Genomic DNA, 21,468 nt, shown 5'->3' on the forward strand with positions numbered 1-21,468 from the left:
CTGCTGTCTTGGAAAAGCCCAATGTCCTGATCATCGGCGCCGGCGGGGTGGCGCAGGTCACGGCCCACAAGGTCGCCCAATGGGCGGCCGAGTTCGGCGACATCCACATCGCCAGCCGCACCCAGGCACGGGCGGACGCCATCGTCGGCACGATCCGGGACAAGGGGCATGCCGGGCTGACCATCACCACCCATTCGCTGGACGCGATGGACAGCGCGGCGGTGGCCGATCTCATCAGGCGCACCGGCGCGCGGATCGTCATCAATGTCGGCAGCGCCTTCATCAACATGAGCGTGCTGGAAGGCTGCATCGACGCGGGCGCCGCCTATGTCGATACCGCCATTCACGAGGATCCGGCCAAGGTCTGCGAAACGCCGCCCTGGTATGGCAATTACGAATGGAAGCGGCGCGAGGCCGTTGAAAAGGCGGGGATCACCGCCATCCTGGGCGCGGGCTTTGATCCGGGCGTCGTGAACGCCTATGCGCGGCTGGCCGAGGACGAATATTTCGACGAGATCACCTCGATCGACATCGTGGACATCAATGCGGGATCGCACGGGCGGTATTTCGCCACAAACTTTGACCCCGAGATCAACTTTCGCGAGTTTACCGGCACCGTCTATTCCTGGCAGGGCGGCGAATGGCGCGAGAATGCGATGTTCGAGGTGGGCCGCGAATGGGACCTGCCGGTGGTCGGCCGGCAGACGGCCTATCTGTCGGGCCATGACGAGGTGCATTCCCTGTCGGCCCGCTATCCGCAGGCGGATGTGCGGTTCTGGATGGGCTTTGGCGCCCATTACATCAATGTTTTCACGGTGCTGAAGAATCTTGGCCTGTTGTCCGAACAGCCCGTGCGCACCGCCGAGGGGCAGGAGGTCGTGCCGCTGAAGCTGGTCAAGGCGGTCCTGCCCGACCCGGCCTCGCTGGCGCCCGATTACACGGGAAAGACCTGCATCGGGGATCTGGTCAAGGGCATCCGCGACGGCCAGCCGGGCGAGGTGTTCGTCTATAACGTGGCCGACCACGGCGACGCCTATGCCGAGGTCGGCAGCCAGGGCATCAGCTATACCGCCGGGGTGCCGCCGGTCGCGGCGGCGATCCTGATCGCCCGCGGCCCCTGGGACGTGCGGCGCATGGCCAATGTCGAGGAACTGCCCGCGCGCCCCTTCCTTGAACTGCTGGGCCGGATGGGGCTGCCCTCGCGCATCATCGACGCGCAGGGCGACCGGCCGATCGAGGCTGCGTCCGGCCCGTCTGCGGCCGCGGCTGACCCGGATCGTTCCGCCTGACGGGGCGCCGGCCGGGCAGGCCGGGGCCTGCCCTGCAAAAGCCGGGAACCAATCCTTTGCTTTGCCGTTCCACGGCGCCGCTGATGATGCAGCCGGTGTCTGCGAAGCACAGGAAAGGCACGCATGATGGATCGTCAGCCCTCTGGCCGGCACATGTTCCCCTCGGTTCCGGCCGAGGGCCGGCCGCCCCTTTCGGTCGCGAACTGGGCGATCATCGGCATCTTCATCATCCTGGCCTTCCAGATGCTGGCGACGGCGCGGGCCTTCCTGATGCCGGTCTGTCTGGGCATCCTGCTGTTCTTCGTCTTTGTCCCGTTCCGGCGCTGGATGACGCGCCGCGGGGTGCCGCCGGGCGCGACCGCCGGGATCGTCGTCCTGGGCATCGTCGCGGGCATCGCGATCCTGGGCTGGTTCGCCTCGGGTCCGGCCGGCCAGCTGATCCAGGACGCGCCCCAGATCAGCCGCAAGCTGAAGGCCAAATACGAAGATTTCCGCCAGAACTTCCGCGGAATCGAGCGCGCCGCCAAGGGGATCGAGGAACTGGCGGGTTCTGGCGGGGGCGCGGCGACGGTGACGACCGTGGCGACCGACCCTGCGGGGCAATCGGTTGCGACCAGCACCGCCATCACGCCGCCGGCCGGAACGCCCCCCTCGGTCGCCGGCCCCTCCGGCCCGGACATCACCCGGCCCGAGGATCGGCTGGGGGCGCCCGTCTCGCTGCCCGCGACCGTCCCCGCGCCGACAGTCGAGGCCACCGCCGCGGCGCCCGGCCAGCTCAAGGTCGAGGTGACCGCCCCGCAGCAGGGAAGCCAGGTCACCGAAATGCTGGTCAGCATGGGTCCGGCCATCGTGAGCCAGCTGTTCTTCACCCTGATCTTCCTGTTCTTCCTGCTGGCCTCGGGGGATCTGCTTTACCTGCGGATCGTCCAGAGCTTTGGCGCCCTCAAGGAAAAGCGCACCGCCTATGAGGCCCTGCGCGAGATCGAGAACAGCCTGGGCAACTATCTGGGTGCCATCACCATCATCAATGTGGGGCTGGGCGTGGCCTCGGGGCTGGCGATGTGGGCGCTGGGGATGCCCTCGCCGCTGCTGTGGGGCATCGCGGCGGCGCTGCTGAACTATGTGCCCTATATCGGGGCGGCGATCGGCTATGTCGGCGCGTTCGTGGTGGGGCTGGTCGTGTTCGACGACGTGTGGTGGGCGCTGATGGTCGGGGGGGTGTATTTCGGCCTGACCGCCATCGAGGGACAGTTCATCACGCCCTATTTCGTCTCGCGCCGGTTGCAACTGAATACGGTGGTGGTGTTCCTCACCGTGGCCTTGTGGGCCTGGCTGTGGTCGGTGCTGGGCATGGTCGTTGCGGTGCCGATGCTGGTGGTGATCCGGGTTCTGGCCGATCACATCCCGGGCCTTGAAAAATTCGGCAACTTCCTGGCCGGCGAGGATCCCCCTGCCATTGCCGAGGATGAGGACGGGGATCAGGACAAGGCGCCCCAGCCCGCCTCGTGACATCACCCTGAAAGGAAGAGGCGCACCCTGCGGGCCGCCCCTTTGCGCGCGGGCCGCGGCCCCTCCCTCAGGCCCGCCGCTTTTTCCTTGCGCTGCCAGCCCGGCCACCCTATATGAAGGTCAATGCGGCGCAGGCTTCCACCCCCTGTCCCACCGGATCGACGCACGGGCCGCTGACGGCCCGTTTTTCATTTCTGGGATCGGACAATGACCGACCTTATCGCCAAAACCGCCATAGACCGCCGCCTGGCCGAGATCATCCAGCCGGTGATCGAGGGCTTGGGCTATGAACTCGTCCGCCTGCGCCTGCAGGGGGGCAAGACAGCGACGCTGCAGATCATGGCTGACCGGCCTGAGGGCGGCATCAATGTCGATGACTGCGGCGCCATCTCTGTCGCGGTCAGTGCGGTGCTGGATGTCGAGGACCCGCTCGAGGACGCCTACCATCTCGAGGTGTCCAGCCCCGGCATCGACCGGCCGCTGACGCGGCTCAAGGATTTCGCCACCTTCGAGGGGTATGACGCGCGGCTGGAAACCAGCCAGCCCATCGACGGGCGCAAGCGCTTCAAGGGGGTGCTGGCGGGCGTTGACGGCAGCGAGGTGTTGCTGAACATCGAGGAGCGGGGCGAGACCGTGACCATCGGGCTCAATTTCGACCTGCTGTCCGATGCCAAGCTGCTGCTGACGGATGAGCTGATCGCCCTGATGCTCAAGGAACGCAAGGAGGCCGGCACCCTGCCGCCCGGCGCCGAGGCAGGCGCGGGCATCGGCGACAGGCGCGGGGCCGGCGCCGCCGATGACGACCAGTTCGACGAGATCGTGACCTATTCCGGCGACGATGACGACGCCGACGACGACAAGGAGTGATTATGGCCATCACCTCTGCCAACCAGCTTGAGCTGTTGCAGACCGCCGAGGCGGTCGCGCGGGAAAAGATGATCGACCCCGGTCTGGTGATCGAGGCGATGGAGGACAGCCTCGCCCGTGCAGCCAAGTCGCGCTATGGCTCGGAAATGGACATCCGCGTGGTGATCGACCGCAAGACGGGCAATGCGGTCTTTACCCGTGTGCGCACCGTCGTGGACGAGGCGGAGCTGGAAAACTATCAGGCCCAGTTCACCCCGGACCAGGCGCGCCCCTATTTCGAGAAATCGCGCGACCCTGCCAGGTTCTGGAGCCGCGGCGGCGAACGGATCGAGGATTTCGCCGGCGGCCCCCAGCCGGGCGACGTGTTCGAGGAAACCGTTCCGCCGGTCGAGCTGGGGCGGATCGCCGCCCAGTCGGCCAAGCAGGTGATCCTGCAGCGCGTGCGCGAGGCCGAGCGCGACCGCCAGTATGAAGAGTTCCGCGACCGTGCCGGCACGATCATCAACGGCATCGTCAAGCGCGAGGAATACGGCAACATCATCGTCGATATCGGCCGGGGCGAGGCGATCCTGCGCCGTAACGAAAAGATCGGCCGCGAAAGCTATCGGCCCAACGACCGTATCCGCGCCTATGTCAAGGACGTGCGCCGCGAGGCGCGCGGCCCGCAGATCTTCCTGTCGCGCACCGATCCGCAGTTCATGGCCGAGCTGTTCAAGATGGAAGTGCCGGAAATCTATGACGGCGTGATCGAGATCAAGGCCTGCGCCCGTGATCCGGGATCGCGCGCCAAGATCGCGGTGATTTCCTATGACAGCTCGATCGACCCGGTCGGCGCCTGCGTGGGCATGCGCGGCAGCCGCGTGCAGGCCGTGGTGGGCGAATTGCAGGGCGAAAAGATCGACATCATCCCCTGGTCCGAGGATCAGGCCACCTTCCTGGTGAACGCGCTGCAGCCGGCCGAGGTCGCCAAGGTCGTCATCGACGAGGAAGGCGCCAACCGCATCGAGGTTGTCGTGCCCGAGGAACAGCTGTCCCTGGCAATCGGCCGGCGCGGGCAGAACGTGCGGCTGGCCAGCCAGCTGACCGGCCTCGACATCGATATCCTGACGGAAGAAGAGGAATCCAAGCGCCGCCAGGCCGAGTTCAACACCCGCACCCAGCTGTTCATGGACACGCTGGATCTGGACGAGTTCTTTGCCCAGCTGCTGGTTGCCGAGGGCTTCACCAATCTTGAGGAGGTCGCCTATGTCGACCTTGACGAGCTGCTGGCGATCGAGGGCGTGGACGAGGGCACGGCCGAGGAGCTGCAGGCCCGCGCCCGCGACCATATCGAGGCCGCGGCCCGCGCCGCGCTTGAGAATGCGCGCGCCCTGGGTGCCGAGGACAGCCTGATCGAGTTCGAGGGCCTGACCGCCCAGATGGTCGAGGCGCTGGCCAAGGACGGCGTCAGGACGCTCGAGGATTTCGCCACCTGCGCCGATTGGGAACTGGCGGGCGGCTGGACGACCCAGGACGGCCAGCGCGTCAAGGATGACGGCCTGCTCGAACCCTTCGGCATCACGCTGGAACAGGCGCAGGACATGGTGATGACCGCGCGCGTCATGCTGGGCTGGGTCGATCCCGACGAGCTGCACCCCGCGCCCGAGGACGAAGCCGCCCCGACCGAGGAGGCCGGGGTGTAACGCCCCGGACCCTTCTTGACGCGTGGAGGTCGTGAAAAGGACCGCGAGGCACCGCCGGAACGGCGCTGTCTCGTCACGGGCGAGGTTCAGCCCAAGGGCGGCCTGATCCGCTTTGTCGCAGCGCCCGATGGCCTGGTCGTGCCCGATCTGGCCGAAAAACTGCCGGGCCGCGGCTTCTGGGTCACGGCCGATCGCGCAATTCTTGAAAAAGCGGTCCTCAAGGGCCTTTTCTCGCGCGGGGCAAAGGCCCATGTCAGGGCCGACGAGGGCCTGATCGACGGCATCGAGGCGGGCCTGGCCCGGCGGGTGGTCGATCTGCTGTCACTTGCCCGCAAGGCCGGCGATGCCGTCGCGGGGTTCGAGAAGGTCAAGGGCTGGCTGGCCGACGGCAAGGCCAGGGTGCTGCTGCAGGCCAGCGACGGATCGGACCGGGGCAAGGGCAAGCTGTGGACGCCGCCGGGCGGGCGCTGGTTCGGATGCCTGACGGCGTCCGAAATCGGTTTGGCTTTCGGGCGCGATCATGTCATACACAGCGCGCTCGCGCCGGGGGGCCTGACCGACAAGGTAATCAGGGACGCCAGCAGACTGGATGGTCTGCGCGGGCACGGTGGCAGTTCGGCTGCCGAAAGGGATGCGGGAACGGATGAGCGATAAAGACGGAAAGAAACCCCTGGGTCTGGGCGGCGGCGCGGGTCGGCCGGGACAGGTGAAGCAGAGCTTCAGCCACGGGCGCACGCATAACGTGGTGGTCGAGACCAAGCGCAAGCGCGTCGTGGTGCCCAAGCCGGGCGCTGCGCCCGGCGGCGCCGTGCCGCGTCCCAATTCGCCCGCGGCCGTTGCCTCGGACCCCTCCAAGCGTCCGGCCGGGATCACCGAAGCCGAGATGGAGCGCCGGCTCAAGGCGCTTGCCGCCGCCAAGGCCCGCGAGGCCGAGGATAATGCCCGCCGCGCCGCCGAGGAAAAGGCCCGCGAGGAAGAGCGCGACCGTCGCCGCGCCGAGATCGAAGCCAAGGAACGCGAGGAACGCGAGCGCGAAGAGGCGCTGAAGGCCAAGGCCGAAGAGGATGCCCGCCGCGCCCGCGAGGCCGAGCTGCGCGCCCAGAAAAAGGCCGAGGTTACCGCCAAGCCTGCCGAACGCACCGCGCCTGCCGACCGTGCCGCGGCCGAGGCCGCCGCCGCGCGTGCCGAAAAGCCGGGCGTTGCCACCGGCCCCCGCCGCACTGACCGCGACCGCCGCGACACGGGCGGGGACAGCGATGCCAAGGCCAAGGCCAAGGCGGACGAGAACCGCCGCACGGGCCGCCTGTCCGTCACCCAGGCGCTGTCGGGTGAAGGCGGGCGCGTACGCAGCCTTGCCGCGATGAAGCGCAAGCAGGAAAAAGCCCGCGCCAAGGCGATGGGCCAGTCGGCGCGCGCTGAAAAGCAGGTGCGCGATGTGCAGCTGCCCGAAACCATCGTTGTCAGCGAACTGGCCAACCGCATGGCCGAACGGGTGACGGATGTCATCAAGTCGCTGATGCGGATGGGCATGATGGTTACCGCCAACCAGACCATCGACGCCGATACCGCCGAACTGGTGATCGAGGAATTCGGCCACAAGGCGGTGCGCGTGTCCGATGCGGATGTCGAGCAGGTCATCGACACGGTCGAGGACAGGGCCGAGGATCTGCAGCCGCGCCCGCCCATCATCACCATCATGGGCCATGTCGATCATGGCAAGACCTCGCTGCTGGACAAGATCCGCCATGCGAATGTCGTGTCGGGAGAGGCGGGCGGCATCACCCAGCATATCGGCGCCTATCAGGTGACGACGGATGCCGGGGCGGTGCTGACCTTCCTCGACACGCCGGGCCACGCCGCCTTCACCTCGATGCGGGCGCGGGGCGCGAATGTCACCGATATTGTCGTGCTGGTCGTCGCTGCCGATGACGCGGTCATGCCGCAGACGATCGAGGCGATCAACCACGCCAAGGCCGCCAACGTGCCGATGATCGTGGCGATCAACAAGATCGACAAGCCGACCGCCAACCCCCAGAAAGTGCGCACCGATCTGCTGCAGCACGAGGTCGTCGTCGAGGCGATGTCGGGCGACGTGCAGGATGTCGAGGTTTCCGCCCAGACCGGCCAGGGCCTTGACGCGCTGCTCGAGGCGATTGCCCTTCAGGCCGAGATCCTCGAACTCAGGGCCAACCCTCAGCGCGCGGCCCAAGGCGCCGTGATCGAGGCCAAGCTGGACGTGGGCCGCGGCCCGGTGGCGACCGTTCTGGTCCAGCACGGCACGCTGAAGCAGGGCGACATCTTTGTCGTCGGCGAACAGTGGGGCAAGGTGCGCGCCCTGATCGACGACCGCGGCGAGCGGATCGCCGAGGCAGGTCCGTCCGTTCCGGTCGAGGTGCTGGGCCTGTCGGGCACGCCCGAGGCGGGCGACGTGCTGAACGTCGTCGAGACCGAGGCGCAGGCCCGCGAGATCGCTGATTACCGCATCCAGGCGGCCAAGGACAAACGCGCGGCTGCCGGCGCGGCGACCACGCTGCAGGAACTGATGGCCAAGGCCAAGGCTGACGAGAATGTCGCCGAACTGCCGGTGGTGGTAAAGGCCGACGTGCAGGGTTCGGCCGAGGCGATCGTTCAGGCGCTGGAAAAGGTCGGCAACGACGAGGTGCGGGTGCGCGTGCTGCATTCCGGCGTCGGCGCGATCACCGAATCCGACATCGGCCTGGCCGAGGCGTCGGGCGCGCCGGTCATCGGCTTCAACGTCCGCGCCAATGCGCCGGCGCGCGGTTCCGCCGCGCAGAAGGGCGTCGAGATCCGCTACTACTCGATCATCTACGACCTGGTGGATGACATCAAGGCAGCGGCCTCGGGGATGCTCAAGGCCGAGGTGCGCGAGAACTTCATCGGCTATGCCGAGATCAGGGAAGTCTTCCGCGTCACCGGGGTGGGCAACGTGGCTGGCTGCCTTGTCACCGAGGGCGTGGCGCGCCGCTCTGCCGGGGTGCGCCTGCTGCGCGACAACGTGGTGATCCACGAAGGCACGCTCAAGACGCTCAAGCGCTTCAAGGACGAGGTCCGCGAAGTGCAGTCGGGGCAGGAATGCGGCATGGCGTTCGAGAATTACGACGATATCCGCAAGGGCGATGTCATCGAGATCTTCGAACGCGAAGAGGTCGAACGGCGGCTCTGATCCACCTGGATCAGAGGCTGGATGGCGGCGCGTTTCTTTCGGAACGCGCCGTTTTTCTGCGCTGGCACAGCGGTCCTGCGGATGGGCTGGGTTGCTGAGCGGCGTCTGTCATCGCGCGGCACGGTTCGGCGGCGGCCCGGCCGCGCCGCAAGGGCGGATGCGCGGTCGGGCCTGCCTTTTGCAGCGGCGGTTGAGGCACCGCCCCCCTGATCGGGTCAGCGGCTGACAGCCTTGCCGATATAGGTCTGTTCCCCGACACGGACGGCGATCTGGCCGTTGCCCATATCGCGTTCAAACATCCCTTGGACGGAAATGCAGCTGCCTACCGTGATCGTGCGAATCATCTGTTCCTCCCCTCGTTGTGGCCCGCATCTTGCGGCCACATGATCATTAAAGGGGAAAAACTACCCAGGGGTTAAGGAAATCCCCCTAATGCCCGCTTAAATGGCATAAATGACACAAATGCGCCACATCCTGGCCGGCTCAAAGCCAGTCGCGCAGGATCGGGACAAGCGGCAGGTCAGCCGGCGGCATCGGATAGCGCGACAGTTCGGCCGCCCGGACCCAGGCCAATGCCTGCCCCTCGCGCGGCTGCACGATCCCCTGCCAGCGGCGGCAGGCGAACAGGGGCATCAGCAGGTGAAAATCGGCATAGGCATGGCTGGCAAAGGTCAGCGGCGCAAGGCAGCTGTCCCAGGTTTCGATGCCAAGTTCTTCGCCCAGCTCGCGGATCAGGGCCGCTTCGGGCGTCTCGCCCGCCTCGACCTTGCCGCCCGGAAACTCCCACAGGCCCGCCAGGGGCTTGCCGGGCGGGCGCTGCGCCAGCAGCACCCGCCCTTCGCCGTCGATCAGCGCCACCGCCGCAACCAGCAGCAGGCGCCTGCCCTTTCGGGTCGCGGCGTTCCCGGTCACGAACGATAATCGGCGTTGATGTCGATGTAGCCATGCGTCAGATCGCAGGTCCACACCGTCCGCGCGCCGCGCCCGATCCCGAGATCCACGGCAAGAACCAGGCTGTCGCGCTTCATATAGGCGCTGGCAGCAGCCTCGTCATAGCCGGGCGCACGCCAGCCGTCCTGGGCCACGATCATGTCGCCAAAGCGGATCGACAGCCGGTCCCGGTCGGCCTGGGCGCCCGACTTTCCCACCGCGGCCACGACGCGGCCCCAATTGGCGTCCTCGCCGGCGATGGCGGTCTTGACCAGCGGGCTGTTGGCGATGGCCATGGCGACACGGTGCGCATCGGCCGTGCTGGCAGCGCCCGTCACCTGAACCTCGACGAGTTTGGTCGCGCCCTCGCCGTCGCGGACGACCTGCTGGGCCAGGTCCAGCATCACGCCCCGCAGCGCCGCTGCAAAGGCCCGGCCGGTGCGCGAGCGCAGATCGGTGATCGGCGCAGCCGCCGAGCGGCCCGTCGCCGCAAGGATCAGCGCGTCCGAGGTCGAGGTGTCGCTGTCCACCGTGATGGCGTTGAAGGTTTCGTCCATCTGCGCGGACAGGATACGCTGCAGCAGCGCCGGTTCGATCGCGGCATCGGTGAACAGATAAACCAGCATCGTCGCCATGTCGGGCGCGATCATCCCCGAGCCCTTGGCGATGCCGGCGATGCGGATGGCCCCGCCGTCCGCCTCGATTTCGGCCGAGGCGCCCTTGGGGAAGGTGTCGGTGGTCATGATCGCGCGGGCTGCCGCGGCTATGCCGCCTGCATCCAGCCCGGCGCTCAGCTCATCGACGATGCCGACGATCCTGCCGGCGGGCAGCGGCTCTCCGATCACGCCGGTGGAGGAGGAAAATACCCGCCGCGTCGGCACCCCCAGGGCCTGGGCGACCGCGCCCGTCACGGCATCGACGCTGCGCTGGCCTTCGGCCCCGGTAAAGGCGTTGGCATTGCCCGAATTGACGATGATCGCTGCCCCGCCCGCGGTGTCCTGGGTGCCCCGCAGCTTGTCCTGGCAATCCAGCACGCAGGCGGCGCGGGTGGACGAACGGGTGAACGCGCCCGCGATGCTGGTGCCTGGCGCCAGATGCACCAGCATGACATCGGTGCGGCCCTGATACTTGATCCCCGCCGCCCCTGCCGCGAAGGCCACGCCTTCGATCACGGGCAGCTCGGGGAAGGCGGCAGGGGCCAAGGGCGAGACGGGAAGGGGCTTTTTCGCTGCCTTCTGGTCCGCCTTGGCCGCTTTCTTGCCGGCCTTGCCGCCTTTTTCCGCGTTGACGGATTTCGCCGCCGCCTTTTCGGCCTTGAGGGATTCAGGCGCCGCCTTTTTCGCCTTGGCGGCTTTGCCGTCCTGCTTTTCCACCTTGGCGGCTTTTCCGTCCCGCTTGTCAGCCTTGGCGGCTTTCCGGGCGGCCTTGTCGGCCTTGTCAGCGGCTTTCTTGTCGGACTTGGCCATGATCACTTGTCCAGCAGTTCTGTCTTGTTGATGACCGCAGGGTCGATGCCGGGCGTCTTTTCGACCTTGGCGGCAGCGACCTGCTTTCTGATCTCGGCCTCGACCCGCTGGCGGCGGACCTGCATGGCCAGCTGATCGCGGATCGTCTCGAAGGCCGGGGCGACCTGGGTGCGGGTATCGTTCAGCCGGATGACATGCCAGCCGAACTGCGACTGGACGGGGGCGGAAACCTCGCCCTTCTTGAGCGCGACTACGGCATCGGCAAAGGGCTTGACCATCATGTCGGGCGTGAACCAGCCCAGATCGCCCTTGTTCGCGCTGCTGTTGTCGGTGGATTTCTCCTCGGCCAGCTTGGCGAAATCGGCGCCCTTGGCCAGTTCGCTTTCGATCGCCTTGGCTTCCTCCTCGGTGTTCACGAGGATGTGCGAGGCGCTGTATTCGACCTTGGCGGCCTTTTCGGCGCCAAAGACGGCGTCATAGGCGGCATGCAGTTCGGCCTCGCCCGGCTCGGCCGCGGCGATCCGTTCCAGCGCGGCGCCCGACAGGTAGGACCGGCGATCCAGCTCCAGCATCGCCTTGTCGCGCTGGGTCGGGGATTGCGCCTGAACCTGCGCCACGGCCGTCTGGCTGATCATCTGGTCCAGCATCAGATCCCACAGCGCGCTGGCGGGCAGGGCTGCCGCGCCCTCGTGCATCCCTTCCTTGGCGGCGATCATCTGGCCAAGGGTGATCGCCTCGCCATTGACGCTTGCCACCACCGTGTCGGCGCGCGGCGCCCCGGTCGCGGGGGCGGGCGCAGGGGCGGGGGCGGGCGCAGGGGTCTGGGCCAGCGCCGGCAAGGCCGCCGTCAGGGCGGCGGCCAGCGCCAGGGTGGGTCTGAACATCGGAGGGGTGTCCTTTCGGATGGCGCCAGATGCCCCGACAGCGCCGGGGGGCGAGCGTTGACAGTGGGTCGGGCGGGGCCTACATCCGGCGCAACCGAAAATGCGCGCCCTGCTGCCGGTTTTCAGGCCTCGTGATAGGGCAAGGCCGCTGGTGGGGGCAAGTGGGCGGATGCCCCTGCGCTCAACCAGACAGGACGACATGCTCGGCATCGGCAATCTGGCAAGATCGATCTTTGGCACCCCCAATGATCGCAAGGTGAAATCCGTCCGCCCGCTGGTGGCGCGCATCAACGCGCTCGAGCCGCAGTTCCAGGCGATGTCCGACGCCGACCTGATCGGCAAGACGCGCGAGCTGCAGGGCCGCGCGCAGTCGGGCGAAAGCCTTGATGCGCTGCTGCCCGAGGCCTTCGCCAACTGCCGCGAGGGCGCGCGCCGGGCGCTGGGCCTGCGCGCCTTCGACACGCAGCTGATGGGCGGCATCTTCCTCCACCAGGGCAACATCGCCGAAATGAAGACGGGCGAGGGCAAGACGCTGGTTGCCACCTTCCCCGCCTATCTGAACGCGCTGGCCGGCAAGGGCGTCCATGTCGTCACCGTCAACGACTATCTGGCCAAGCGTGACGCCGAATGGATGGGCAAGGTGTTCGCCCAGCTGGGGATGACCACGGGCGTTGTCTACCCCTTCCAGCCCGATCAGGAAAAGCGCGACGCCTATCGCGCCGACGTGACCTATGCCACGAACAACGAGCTGGGCTTTGACTATCTGCGCGACAACATGAAGGGCAGCATCGAGGAAATGACCCAACGCGGGCATTTCTTCGCCATCGTGGACGAGGTTGATTCGATCCTGATCGACGAGGCGCGCACGCCGCTGATCATCTCGGGGCCAAGCCAGGACCGCAGCGACCTTTACAAGCTGCTGGACGCGATCGTGCCTGAACTGACCGAGGCGCATTACAAGCTGGACGAGAAGACCCGCAACGCCACCTTCACCGAGGACGGTAACGAGTTCATGGAGCGGCGGCTTCACGCCGCCGGCATCCTGCCTGAGGGGCAGACCCTCTATGATCCCGAATCGACCACCATCGTCCACCACGCCAACCAGGCCCTGCGCGCGCACAAGCTGTTCCGGCGCGACCAGAACTATGTCGTCAAGGACGGCGAGGTGGTGCTGATCGACGAATTCACCGGCCGCATGATGGCCGGCCGCCGCCTGTCGGACGGGCTGCACCAGGCGATCGAGGCCAAGGAAGGGGTCGAGATCCAGCCCGAGAACGTGACGCTCGCCAGCGTGACCTTCCAGAACTATTTCCGCCTTTACGACAAGCTGGGCGGCATGACCGGCACCGCGGCGACCGAGGCCGAGGAATTCTTTGAGATCTACAAGCTGGGCGTGGTCGAGGTGCCGACAAACAGGCCCATCCAGCGCCTTGACGAACACGACCGCGTCTATCGCACCGCGGCCGAGAAATATGCCGCCGTTATCGAGGCCATCAGGGAAGCGCATGCCAAGGGCCAGCCGCTGCTGGTGGGGACGACCTCGATCGAGAAATCGGAAATGCTGTCGGGCATGCTTGCTGCCGAGGGCATCCCCCATAACGTCCTGAACGCCCGCCAGCACGAGCAGGAGGCCTATATCGTCGCCGAGGCGGGCAAGCCCGGCGCCGTGACCATCGCCACCAACATGGCCGGCCGCGGCACCGACATCCAGCTGGGCGGCAATGTCGAGATGAAGGTGATGCAGGCCCTGGCCGCAAACCCCGAAGCCAACCCCGACGAGCTGCGCGCCCGGATCGAGGCGGAACATGCCGCCGACAAGCAGACGGTGCTGGATGCGGGCGGGTTGTTCGTGCTGGCCACCGAACGCCATGAAAGCCGGCGGATCGACAACCAGCTGCGCGGCCGGTCTGGCCGCCAGGGCGATCCGGGGCGCTCGTTGTTCTTCCTGTCGCTCGAGGATGACCTGATGCGCATCTTCGGGTCCGAGCGGCTGGACGCGGTGCTCTCGCGCCTGGGCATGAAAGAGGGCGAGGCGATCGTTCACCCTTGGGTGAACCGTTCGCTGGAACGCGCCCAGGCCAAGGTCGAGGGGCGCAACTTCGACATCCGCAAGCAGCTGCTGAAATTCGACGACGTGATGAACGACCAGCGCAAGGCGATCTTTTCGCAGCGCCGCGAGATCATGGAATCCGAGGATGTCGGCGACATAGCCGCCGATATGCGCCATCAGGTCATCGACGATCTGATCGACCAGTTCCTGCCCGAAAAGGCCTATGCCGAACAGTGGGACAGCGCCGGGCTGCATGCCGCCGTCATCGAGCGGCTGAACATGGACCTGCCGATCGCCGACTGGGCGGCCGAGGATGGGGTGGACCGCGACATCATCGCCGAACGCATCCGCGAGGCGACCGACGGCTATATGGAGCAGAAGGCCGAGCAGTTCGGCCGCGAGCAGATGGCACAGATCGAAAAGCAGGTGATCCTGCAGCAGATCGATGGCAAGTGGCGCGAACATCTGGTCACGCTGGAACATCTGCGCTCGGTCGTCGGCTTTCGCGGCTATGCGCAGCGCGACCCGCTGGCGGAATACAAGACCGAGAGCTTCCAGCTGTTCGAGAACCTGCTGGACGGGCTGCGCGGCGAGGTGACGCAGAACCTTGCCCGCATCCGCCCGCTGACCGATGCCGAGCGCGAGGAGATGCTGCGCCAGTATCAGGCACAGCTGGCGGCCCAGCCCCCGATCGAGGCAGAGCATGTCGAGGCCGAAGGCGGCGCGGTCACCGCCGCCGCCCCCGGCTTTGACGAATCGGACCCGGCGACCTGGGGCGATCCCTCGCGCAACGATCCCTGCCCTTGCGGGTCGGGCGAGCGGTTCAAGAACTGCCACGGCCGGCTGGTCTGAGATCGCCCCGCCACGGCGGGTGCCCGGCTCGCGCAGCGGCGCGGACAGGCCGGGCCGTGCAGCGGCGCGGATGGGCGGGCCGTGGCAGCCCATTGCGACCCATGCCCGCTGGGCACAGATCGCATCGGCAGGAGGGCCGGCTTTTCCCGCAGGGCGCCGCCTTGTGATCGAGGCGGCGCGGCCGCCTGCCCCTGCCGGTGCGAGAGGCCGCGCCTTGCGGGTGGCCGCGGGCCGGCAGGCAGCACCGCCGCAGGGCTGACCGGCGGCCATTTCCGGCGCGGGGGGGGCGGCTGCTTGAACGGCCACCGGCTGTTTCGCCTTTGGGTCTTGAAACACGAAGCCGGACCGGGTGTCCGCATCGCCCCTGCGGGACAGCGCATGCGCGGCGGATGTTCCGCTCGCCTTTGTCCCCGAAGGGCGGGCGCAAGCCTCGGCGGTCAGAGGCCGGTCGCAAGGGCGCCTGATCGGCCGGTCAAGCCGGGCCCGGCCTGTGCGGCACCACAGGCCGCCTGGCCGGGGTGGCCCTTGGTTTCCGGGCAAGGCCTTGCCTTCCTCCCGGCACGGCATCGGTCAGGGCGGCACGGCACTGGTCAGGGCGGGCCAGTGGCCCTATGCTTTTCCCATGCCCCCCAGCCCCATTCGGATCGCCATCCTGCTTGCCGCGCGCAATGGCGCGCCCTTCATCGCGGCCCAGCTGGCCAGCCTGGCCGGGCAGGAGTATCGGCATTGGCGGCTGGTCGTTTCGGACGACGGATCCACTGACGGCACAGCCGAGGCGGTCACCCGCTTCGCGCTTGAACACCCCGGACGCGACATCAGCCTGATCGACGGGCCGCGGGCCGGTGCCACGCGCAATTTCCTGTCGCTGATTGGCGCCGTGCAGCCGGGCGAGGGGTTTGCCTTCTGCGATCAGGATGATGTCTGGCTGTCCGACCGCCTGTCGCGCGGGGTCCGGGCGCTGGGGGGGCTGGACGGCCCCGCCCTGCATGTCACGCGGACCACGATCTGCGACCAGACGCTGCGCCCGCTTTGCCCGGCGCCGCTGTATCGCAGGGCACCGTCCTTTCGCAATGCCCTGGTGCAGGCATGCACCCCCGGCAATACCATGCTGGTGAACCCGCAAGGGGCGGCGCTGCTTGCCGCCGGCGCCCCTGCGGCCGCGGCCGCCTCGGTCATCTCGCATGACTGGTGGAGCTATCAGATGATCGCCGGGGCGGGCGGGCAGGTCATCCGCGATCCCGCGCAGACGGTGCTTTATCGCCAGCATCCGGGCAACGTGATGGGCCGGAACGACACGGCCCGCGCCATGCTGGCCCGGCTGCAGGGGCTGGGGCGGGGCGATTACGGCGGATGGCTGCGGGCCAATGCCCATGCGCTGTCCGGCGCTGCGGAGCTGCTGACCGGGGAAAACCGGGCGCTGCTGCGCCGCTTTGGCGCCGCGCTGGGGATGGGGGGGCGAGCATGGCGGCCGAGTTCATGCGCCTCGGCCTTTATCGCCAGACCCGCATGGGAACGGCGGCGCTGCTGGCCGCTGCGGCCGCCGGACGCCTTAGGGGCGGGGCGGGGGCGAGATAGGGGCGCGAGGCGCCTTGCAGCGCGCCTGAAAGCCCGTGCCTTTGCCCAAGAGGCTGATCGTTGCGGCAAGAGGGCCATGCCATTCCGCCGACCGCCACCACCGGATTGTGCAGCAAAGGGATCGGCTTTCATCCTGCCGGCTGCGCCGCGGCTCGGGCCAGACCATCATGGCTCATCCTCAGGGGCAATCAGGCCGCCGCCCCAATGATGACAGCAGATGGCCGCCGGCACGGCAGCAACGTCCCCCTTGTTCCGCCCATGCGATGGCGGTTGTGCTGCATGACGAGGGGACGATCCTGCTGCCCCACCGATCCTAAGGATGCTGGCCGGGATAGAAGCGCCTGTGCACAAACGCGGTGAAACCGTCATCGTCCTTGCGCGTGTCAGCAAACACGAAACAGATCACCCCTGCACAAAAGCCCCGGTCCTTTCCCGTTTCTGCCAGGCGCCCCGCCTACCGTCCTGGCAGCCCGTCGCGGGCAAAGTCCCTCAGGACGGCTCCGATGCGCCATCCTCCGCCGGGACCGTTCTTGATCGCCATGCGGCACCCCCAAAAAGCACCTGCGCCCTGCGCCGCAGCCACCGGCGGTTCTGCCGGTGTGCGGTGCGCACCGGCGCGAAACAAGCTTGGCGACGGCGCTTGCCCCTGGCGCATGGTCATGGCGCCAGGATCCGGCCATTCTTGCCTTTCCATCCGTGTTTTTGGCTTCTTAGCCGCTGCCGCTGCCGGTGCCGCTGGCGCTGCCGCTTTGCCTGTTTCCTTCTCGGGTATCCGCACCCTTGTCCTTTACCCACACCCCGGCGGAAGCCGCCTTGGGCAAGAGAGGGCCTGTCTTGTCGCTGAAGGTGAGGGCAAAGCAGCCGGTTTGACATCCCTGTTTCGGCAGGGCGGCAATGCGGGGCGCTCTATCGTTCCTGCCGGGCAATGTCCTCTATCAGGATGCCGGTGATGGCGGGAACGATGCCTTGCGCGGTGGCCAGCAGCTCTGCCCGCAATGCGCGCAACTGCGGCTCGGCGGTGAAATTGCCGTCGAAGCCGCCGGTATTCGCACGGATCAGCAGCTGCCGCAGCAGCCCGTCGCGCAGCTTCAGCTCATGCGCGTTGACCGTTTCCCTGTCGCCCTCGGGCATCTCGAGCGAGAGCGACAGGATCATCGTGCTGTCAAGCTGGCCATCATGCAGGATCGGAACGAAGAATTGCTGGGGAAACTTGAACCATGCCGGGCTGCTGCCGGCGCTTGCGCCATGGCCGCCGCCGCCATGGCCGGCGCTTTCGGCGGCCGGTGGGGCGGCCGGCGCGTGGGCCGCAGGGGCAGCCGCCTCTGCAGGGGCGGCCCCCGCGCCCGGCGCATCGGCCTGGTCTGCCGAATGCTCAGCGGCCTTGTCCTGGCCCTCGGCGGAGGCAGGCCCCGGCGCCTTCAGCATGTCGCCGGCCGCGGCCCCGCCCAGAAAGGCCGCCAGAGCCAGAAAAGCCGGAACGAGTTTGCGGATCATGGCCCGTCCTCAGTATGGAAGCACGATATCGGCAAGCTGCTGGCCATAGCGCGGCTGCTGCACGTCGCTGATCTGCCCATGGCCCCCATAGCTGATCCGGGCACCCGCAACACGGTCATAGGAAACCTCGTTTTCGCGGCTGATGTCTGCGGGCCGCACGAAGCCGCTGATGGTCAGGTCGCGCACCTCGTAATTGACGCGCACCTGCTGGCTGCCCTCGATATGCAGAACGCCGTTGGGCAGCTTGTCGATGACCGTCGCCGCAACGCGCAGCGTGACCTTGTCGCGCCGCGAGATGTTGCCCGACCCCTTGTAGGTCGAGGCGCCCTTGGCCGATGCCAGATCGGCAAAGCTCGCCCCCTTGGGCATCACCTCGTCGGCGCGCTGGGGAATCCCGATCATCTGCGGGATGCCCACGCTGTCCGAGGCGCTGCGCGAGCGGCCCGAGCTGTTCTGGATCTCGGCCTTGTCGTCGATCTCGATCACGACGGTCAGGATGTCGCCGCGCTGCCGGGCGCGCCGGTCGCTGACCAGAGACATCTGCTCGCCCGTCCATAGCGAGGCGACGCTGTCGGGGCGCACGCGGCCGGGCACCTCGACCACGGGCTCGGCCATCGCCTGGAACTCGCGGGTCGCGTGCGGCTCGCTCATCGCGGGCACGCGGGTCGCTTCGGACACGCGCCCGCAGGCGGTAGCGGTCAGCAGGGCGCAGCAGGTCAGTGCGGCGCGGTGGCGGGCAGTGGTCTTCATGCGCGAATCCTTCAGCGCTGGGCGACGGATACAGAGCCGTCGGCGTTGATGCGGGCGGTCAGCGTCGCCCGCGAGCTCAGGTTCATGACGCGGATCACGTCGCCTTCCCCGCCCGCGCCAAGCGCGCGGCCTTCGGTCTCGATCCGCAGGGCGGCGTGTTCGTAGGCAAGCGTGACCAGCTGGTTGCGGGCCACGAGGGTCGGGGCGGCCAGTTGGCTGCGAGTGATGGGCCGGCCTTCATAGACGGCGATGCGCAGTTGCCTGCCCACGGCGTCGGCCGGCGTCAGGCCAGCCTCGGCGCTGGTGCGGACGATCAGGTCAGCCTCGGTCAGCACGGTGCCGGCGGGCAGGGTTTGCGCGGCCGTGATCTCGTCCGCGGCGACGGACAGCGGCAGCAGCGCCAGGATCAGGACGAGCCAATGCATCAGCGCACCTGCACCGTTGCGCCGAGCATCTGGTCCACGGCGGTGATGACCTTGGAGTTCAGCTCGTATCCCCGCTGCGCCTTGATCAGTTCCGATATCTCGCGCACCGGATCGACCGCGCTTTCCTCGAGATAACCCTGCCGCAGCGTGCCCAGCCCCTGCTCGCCCGGCGTGCCCACCATCGGAGCGCCCGAGGCCGGCGTTTCGAGGAACAGGTTCGAGCCGGTCGCCTCAAGGCCCTTTTCGTTGACAAAGCTGGCCAGCGTGATCTGGCCCAGGTTCTGTGGCTCGACCTGTCCGTCGAAATAGGCGTTCACCTCACCCGAGGCGCTGATCGAGACGCTGCGCGCCTCGGGCGGGATGGTGATGCCGGGCACGACTGGATAGCCGTCCGAGGTCACGATCTGCCCCTCGGCCGACCGTTTCAGCCCGCCGTCGCGGGTATAGGCCGAGCTTCCCGAGGGCAGCGTCACCTCGAGATAGCCGTATCCGTCGATCGCCAGGTCCAGATCGCCGTTCGTGGCGCTGAGCGTGCCCTGGGCCAGCGTGATCGACACCGCGGTCGGGCGCACCCCCAGGCCCATCTGGACACCCGCGGGAACCATGGTTCCGTCGGCGGCGGCGATGGTGCCGGGGCGCGTCACCTGCTGATAGGCGAGATCCGCGAATTCCGCCCGGCGGGCGTTATAGCCGGTTGTGGACATGTTCGCGAGGTTCTGTGAAATCACCTCGACCCGCGTCTGCTGGGCGGCCATGCCCGTTGCGGCGATCTGCAATGCTCTCATTTCGGCACCTGTCAGCGGGTTGTGGCGGTGATGGCCGAGCGGATGCGCTGATCCTCGCCATCAAGAAAGGACTGGCCCAGTTCATAGGCGCGCTGCACCTCGATCATGCGGGCGATTTCCAGCACCGGATTGACGTTGGATTCTTCAAGAAAACCCTGCCGCACAACGGCATCCTGCACCGGGGCCGCGCCTTCGGCCGAGAACAGCGTCCCGCCCTCATGCGTCAGCCTGGACCGGTCGGGCTGGTCAAACACCCCCACGCGGCCGACCGGCTGGCCATCGGCCGAGATCGTCCCGTCGGTGCCCACGCCGATGCTGCGTGTGCCCGGCGGCAGGGCGATGGGCGCCTCGCCGTCGTCGAGGACGCGGTGGCCATCGGCGTTCACCAGCTCGCCCTCGGCCGAGAGCATGAAGGCGCCGGCGCGCGTCAGGCGGTTGCCCTGCGGCGTCTGGACCATGAAGAAGCCATCGCGCTCCAGCGCCAGGTCAAAGCGTCCGCCGGTCGTTGTCAGGCTGCCGGGTGTCAGGTCCACCTCGCGGCCCCGCGCATTCGCCATCGACAGGGTCTCGGTCCCCTGGCCGAGCGAGGTCATGTGTTCGGAAAAGACCACCCCCTCGCGCCGAAAGCCGGTGGTGGCGCTGTTGGCCATGTTGTTGGCAACGGTGCGCATCTCGCGCATCAGACCCGATTGCCGGGTCAGGGCGGCATAGATCGCGTTGTCCATCCCTAGCCTCCCGCGATCAGCGGCAGGATCTGGTCGGAAAAGAACCCGGCCAGGGTGGCGGTCATGAAGCTCATCGTGACCCAGAACACCGCGATCATCAGGCCGACCTTGGGCACGAAGGTCAGCGTCATCTCCTGCACCGAGGTGAGGGCCTGGAACAGGCCGATGACGATGCCCGTGACCAGGGCCACCGCCAGCAGCGGCGCGGCCATGCGCACCGCGATCCACAGTGCCTGCCGGGTCAGGTCGAAGATCAGGTTCTCATCCATCGGCGCGCCTCACACCGGCATCCGCAGGATTTCCTGATAGGCCTCGACCACGCGGTCGCGGATCGCGACGGCGGTTTCCATCGCCATCTGCGCCTCGGCGATGGACTGGACGAGCAGCTCGGTATCGGCCTTGCCCTGCATCGCGCCTGTCGCGGCGCTGTCGGCGGCATCCATGACGCGTTCGAATTCGCGGGCGGCGGCGCCCAGGCCGGTTCCGGCGCCGGGGGCGGCGGGCGCAGCTGCGGGCGCGGCGGCCGCCCGGGCCTCGGCATAGGCCGAGGCGACGCGTGTGCCCGATTGCAGGGCGGCGGCGGTAAGCGAGATCATGCAGGCAATCCTTTCAGCGGCGGATGAGATCGAGCAGCGAGGACGACATGGCCCGCGCCTGTTCGAACATCTTCAGATTGGCCTCATAGCTGCGGCTCGCCTCGCGCGCGTCAGCGACCTCGACCACGAGATCGACATTCGAGCCCAGATAGTAGCCGTCCTCGCCCGCCATCGGGTTGCCCGGGTCATAGACCTCGGGCAGCTCGCGCCGGTCATGCAGCGTCCGGCTTGCCGCCACCGCGCCCGTATTGCGGCCAAAATCGCGCTCGGGCTCAAAGCTGACCAGCTTGCGGCGATAGCCGGGCGTGTCGGCATTGGCGATGTTTTCCGCGATGTGACGCAGGCGCACACCCTGCGCCCGCAGGGCCGAGGCGGAAATCTGGGTGGAGGTGAGATCCGGCATGG

At 67.7% G+C, this 21,468-nt stretch carries 20 protein-coding genes; 8 read left to right on the plus strand and 12 right to left on the minus strand.

Annotated elements, in window-relative coordinates; genetic code table 11:
- The first annotated feature begins 8 nt into the window (after nt 1-8).
- From B0A89_RS06675 to infB, 6 genes are all read left to right on the plus strand, one after another.
- A complete protein-coding gene (locus B0A89_RS06675; RefSeq protein WP_085377475.1) occupies nt 9-1,289 on the plus strand; it encodes a saccharopine dehydrogenase family protein in 1,281 nt (426 codons plus the stop codon).
- A gap of 123 nt (nt 1,290-1,412) precedes the next feature.
- The gene (locus B0A89_RS06680) at nt 1,413-2,798 is read left to right on the plus strand and encodes an AI-2E family transporter (protein ID WP_085377476.1); all 1,386 of its coding nucleotides are present in this window, start codon (nt 1,413-1,415) and stop codon (nt 2,796-2,798) included.
- A 207-nt stretch (nt 2,799-3,005) separates the two neighbouring features.
- Nucleotides 3,006-3,665, plus strand: a complete 660-nt coding sequence (gene rimP / locus B0A89_RS06685; RefSeq protein ID WP_085377477.1) for a ribosome maturation factor RimP — start codon at nt 3,006-3,008, stop codon at nt 3,663-3,665.
- A gap of 2 nt (nt 3,666-3,667) precedes the next feature.
- Nucleotides 3,668-5,347 (plus strand): transcription termination factor NusA, encoded by a 1,680-nt coding sequence (gene nusA / locus B0A89_RS06690; protein ID WP_085377478.1) that lies wholly within the window; start codon nt 3,668-3,670, stop codon nt 5,345-5,347.
- 15 nt (nt 5,348-5,362) lie between these two features.
- Entirely contained in the window at nt 5,363-6,001 is a 639-nt protein-coding gene (locus tag B0A89_RS06695) for an RNA-binding protein (protein WP_085377479.1), read from the plus strand.
- On the plus strand, nt 5,991-8,531 hold the full coding sequence (infB, locus tag B0A89_RS06700; RefSeq protein WP_085377480.1) for a translation initiation factor IF-2: 2,541 nt from the start codon (nt 5,991-5,993) through the stop codon (nt 8,529-8,531). Before B0A89_RS06695 ends, infB begins: the two co-directional genes overlap by 11 nt.
- Nucleotides 8,532-8,746: 215 nt before the next feature.
- Here the strand turns inward: infB and B0A89_RS15320 are convergent, their stop codons facing one another.
- From B0A89_RS15320 to B0A89_RS06715, 4 genes are all read right to left on the minus strand, one after another.
- Entirely contained in the window at nt 8,747-8,875 is a 129-nt protein-coding gene (locus tag B0A89_RS15320) for a hypothetical protein (protein ID WP_276207449.1), read from the minus strand.
- 139 nt (nt 8,876-9,014) lie between these two features.
- A complete protein-coding gene (locus tag B0A89_RS06705) occupies nt 9,015-9,443 on the minus strand; it encodes a (deoxy)nucleoside triphosphate pyrophosphohydrolase (RefSeq protein WP_085377481.1) in 429 nt (142 codons plus the stop codon).
- Nucleotides 9,440-10,927, minus strand: coding sequence for a bifunctional glutamate N-acetyltransferase/amino-acid acetyltransferase ArgJ (gene argJ / locus B0A89_RS06710; protein ID WP_085377482.1), 1,488 nt, complete (start codon nt 10,925-10,927; stop codon nt 9,440-9,442). Before argJ ends, B0A89_RS06705 begins: the two co-directional genes overlap by 4 nt.
- A 2-nt stretch (nt 10,928-10,929) precedes the next feature.
- Nucleotides 10,930-11,811: a peptidylprolyl isomerase gene (locus B0A89_RS06715; protein ID WP_085377483.1), complete on the minus strand. Its 882-nt coding sequence runs from the start codon at nt 11,809-11,811 to the stop codon at nt 10,930-10,932.
- A gap of 199 nt (nt 11,812-12,010) precedes the next feature.
- On the opposite strand from B0A89_RS06715, the gene secA reads away from it, so the two are divergent.
- Both secA and B0A89_RS06725 read left to right on the plus strand, forming a co-directional pair.
- On the plus strand, nt 12,011-14,713 hold the full coding sequence (secA, locus tag B0A89_RS06720) for a preprotein translocase subunit SecA (RefSeq protein ID WP_085377484.1): 2,703 nt from the start codon (nt 12,011-12,013) through the stop codon (nt 14,711-14,713).
- A 622-nt stretch (nt 14,714-15,335) separates the two neighbouring features.
- On the plus strand, nt 15,336-16,496 hold the full coding sequence (locus B0A89_RS06725) for a glycosyltransferase (RefSeq protein WP_085377485.1): 1,161 nt from the start codon (nt 15,336-15,338) through the stop codon (nt 16,494-16,496).
- 698 nt (nt 16,497-17,194) lie between these two features.
- On the opposite strand, the gene B0A89_RS06730 is transcribed toward B0A89_RS06725, so the two are convergent.
- The 8 genes from B0A89_RS06730 to flgC are packed head-to-tail and all read right to left on the minus strand — an operon-like array spanning nt 17,195 to nt 21,466.
- Complete coding sequence (locus B0A89_RS06730; RefSeq protein WP_240558668.1) at nt 17,195-17,782, minus strand: hypothetical protein; 588 nt, start codon at nt 17,780-17,782, stop codon at nt 17,195-17,197.
- A 9-nt stretch (nt 17,783-17,791) separates the two neighbouring features.
- A complete protein-coding gene (gene flgH, locus B0A89_RS06735; RefSeq protein ID WP_085377486.1) occupies nt 17,792-18,532 on the minus strand; it encodes a flagellar basal body L-ring protein FlgH in 741 nt (246 codons plus the stop codon).
- Between the two features lie 11 nt (nt 18,533-18,543).
- A complete protein-coding gene (gene flgA / locus B0A89_RS06740) occupies nt 18,544-18,957 on the minus strand; it encodes a flagellar basal body P-ring formation chaperone FlgA (protein WP_085377487.1) in 414 nt (137 codons plus the stop codon).
- On the minus strand, nt 18,957-19,742 hold the full coding sequence (gene flgG / locus B0A89_RS06745; RefSeq protein ID WP_085377488.1) for a flagellar basal-body rod protein FlgG: 786 nt from the start codon (nt 19,740-19,742) through the stop codon (nt 18,957-18,959). The genes flgA and flgG overlap by 1 nt, the downstream gene beginning before the upstream one ends.
- 11 nt (nt 19,743-19,753) lie before the next feature.
- Nucleotides 19,754-20,467, minus strand: coding sequence for a flagellar hook-basal body complex protein (locus tag B0A89_RS06750; RefSeq protein ID WP_085377489.1), 714 nt, complete (start codon nt 20,465-20,467; stop codon nt 19,754-19,756).
- Nucleotides 20,468-20,469: 2 nt separating this feature from the next.
- Nucleotides 20,470-20,736, minus strand: a complete 267-nt coding sequence (locus tag B0A89_RS06755; protein ID WP_085377490.1) for a flagellar biosynthetic protein FliQ — start codon at nt 20,734-20,736, stop codon at nt 20,470-20,472.
- Between the two features lie 9 nt (nt 20,737-20,745).
- Nucleotides 20,746-21,063 (minus strand): flagellar hook-basal body complex protein FliE, encoded by a 318-nt coding sequence (gene fliE, locus B0A89_RS06760; protein ID WP_085377491.1) that lies wholly within the window; start codon nt 21,061-21,063, stop codon nt 20,746-20,748.
- A 13-nt stretch (nt 21,064-21,076) separates the two neighbouring features.
- On the minus strand, nt 21,077-21,466 hold the full coding sequence (flgC, locus tag B0A89_RS06765) for a flagellar basal body rod protein FlgC (RefSeq protein ID WP_085377492.1): 390 nt from the start codon (nt 21,464-21,466) through the stop codon (nt 21,077-21,079).
- Between the last annotated feature and the right edge of the window lie 2 nt (nt 21,467-21,468).

This window comes from Paracoccus contaminans, assembly GCF_002105555.1.
GTDB classification, from domain to species: Bacteria; Pseudomonadota; Alphaproteobacteria; order Rhodobacterales; family Rhodobacteraceae; genus Paracoccus; species Paracoccus contaminans.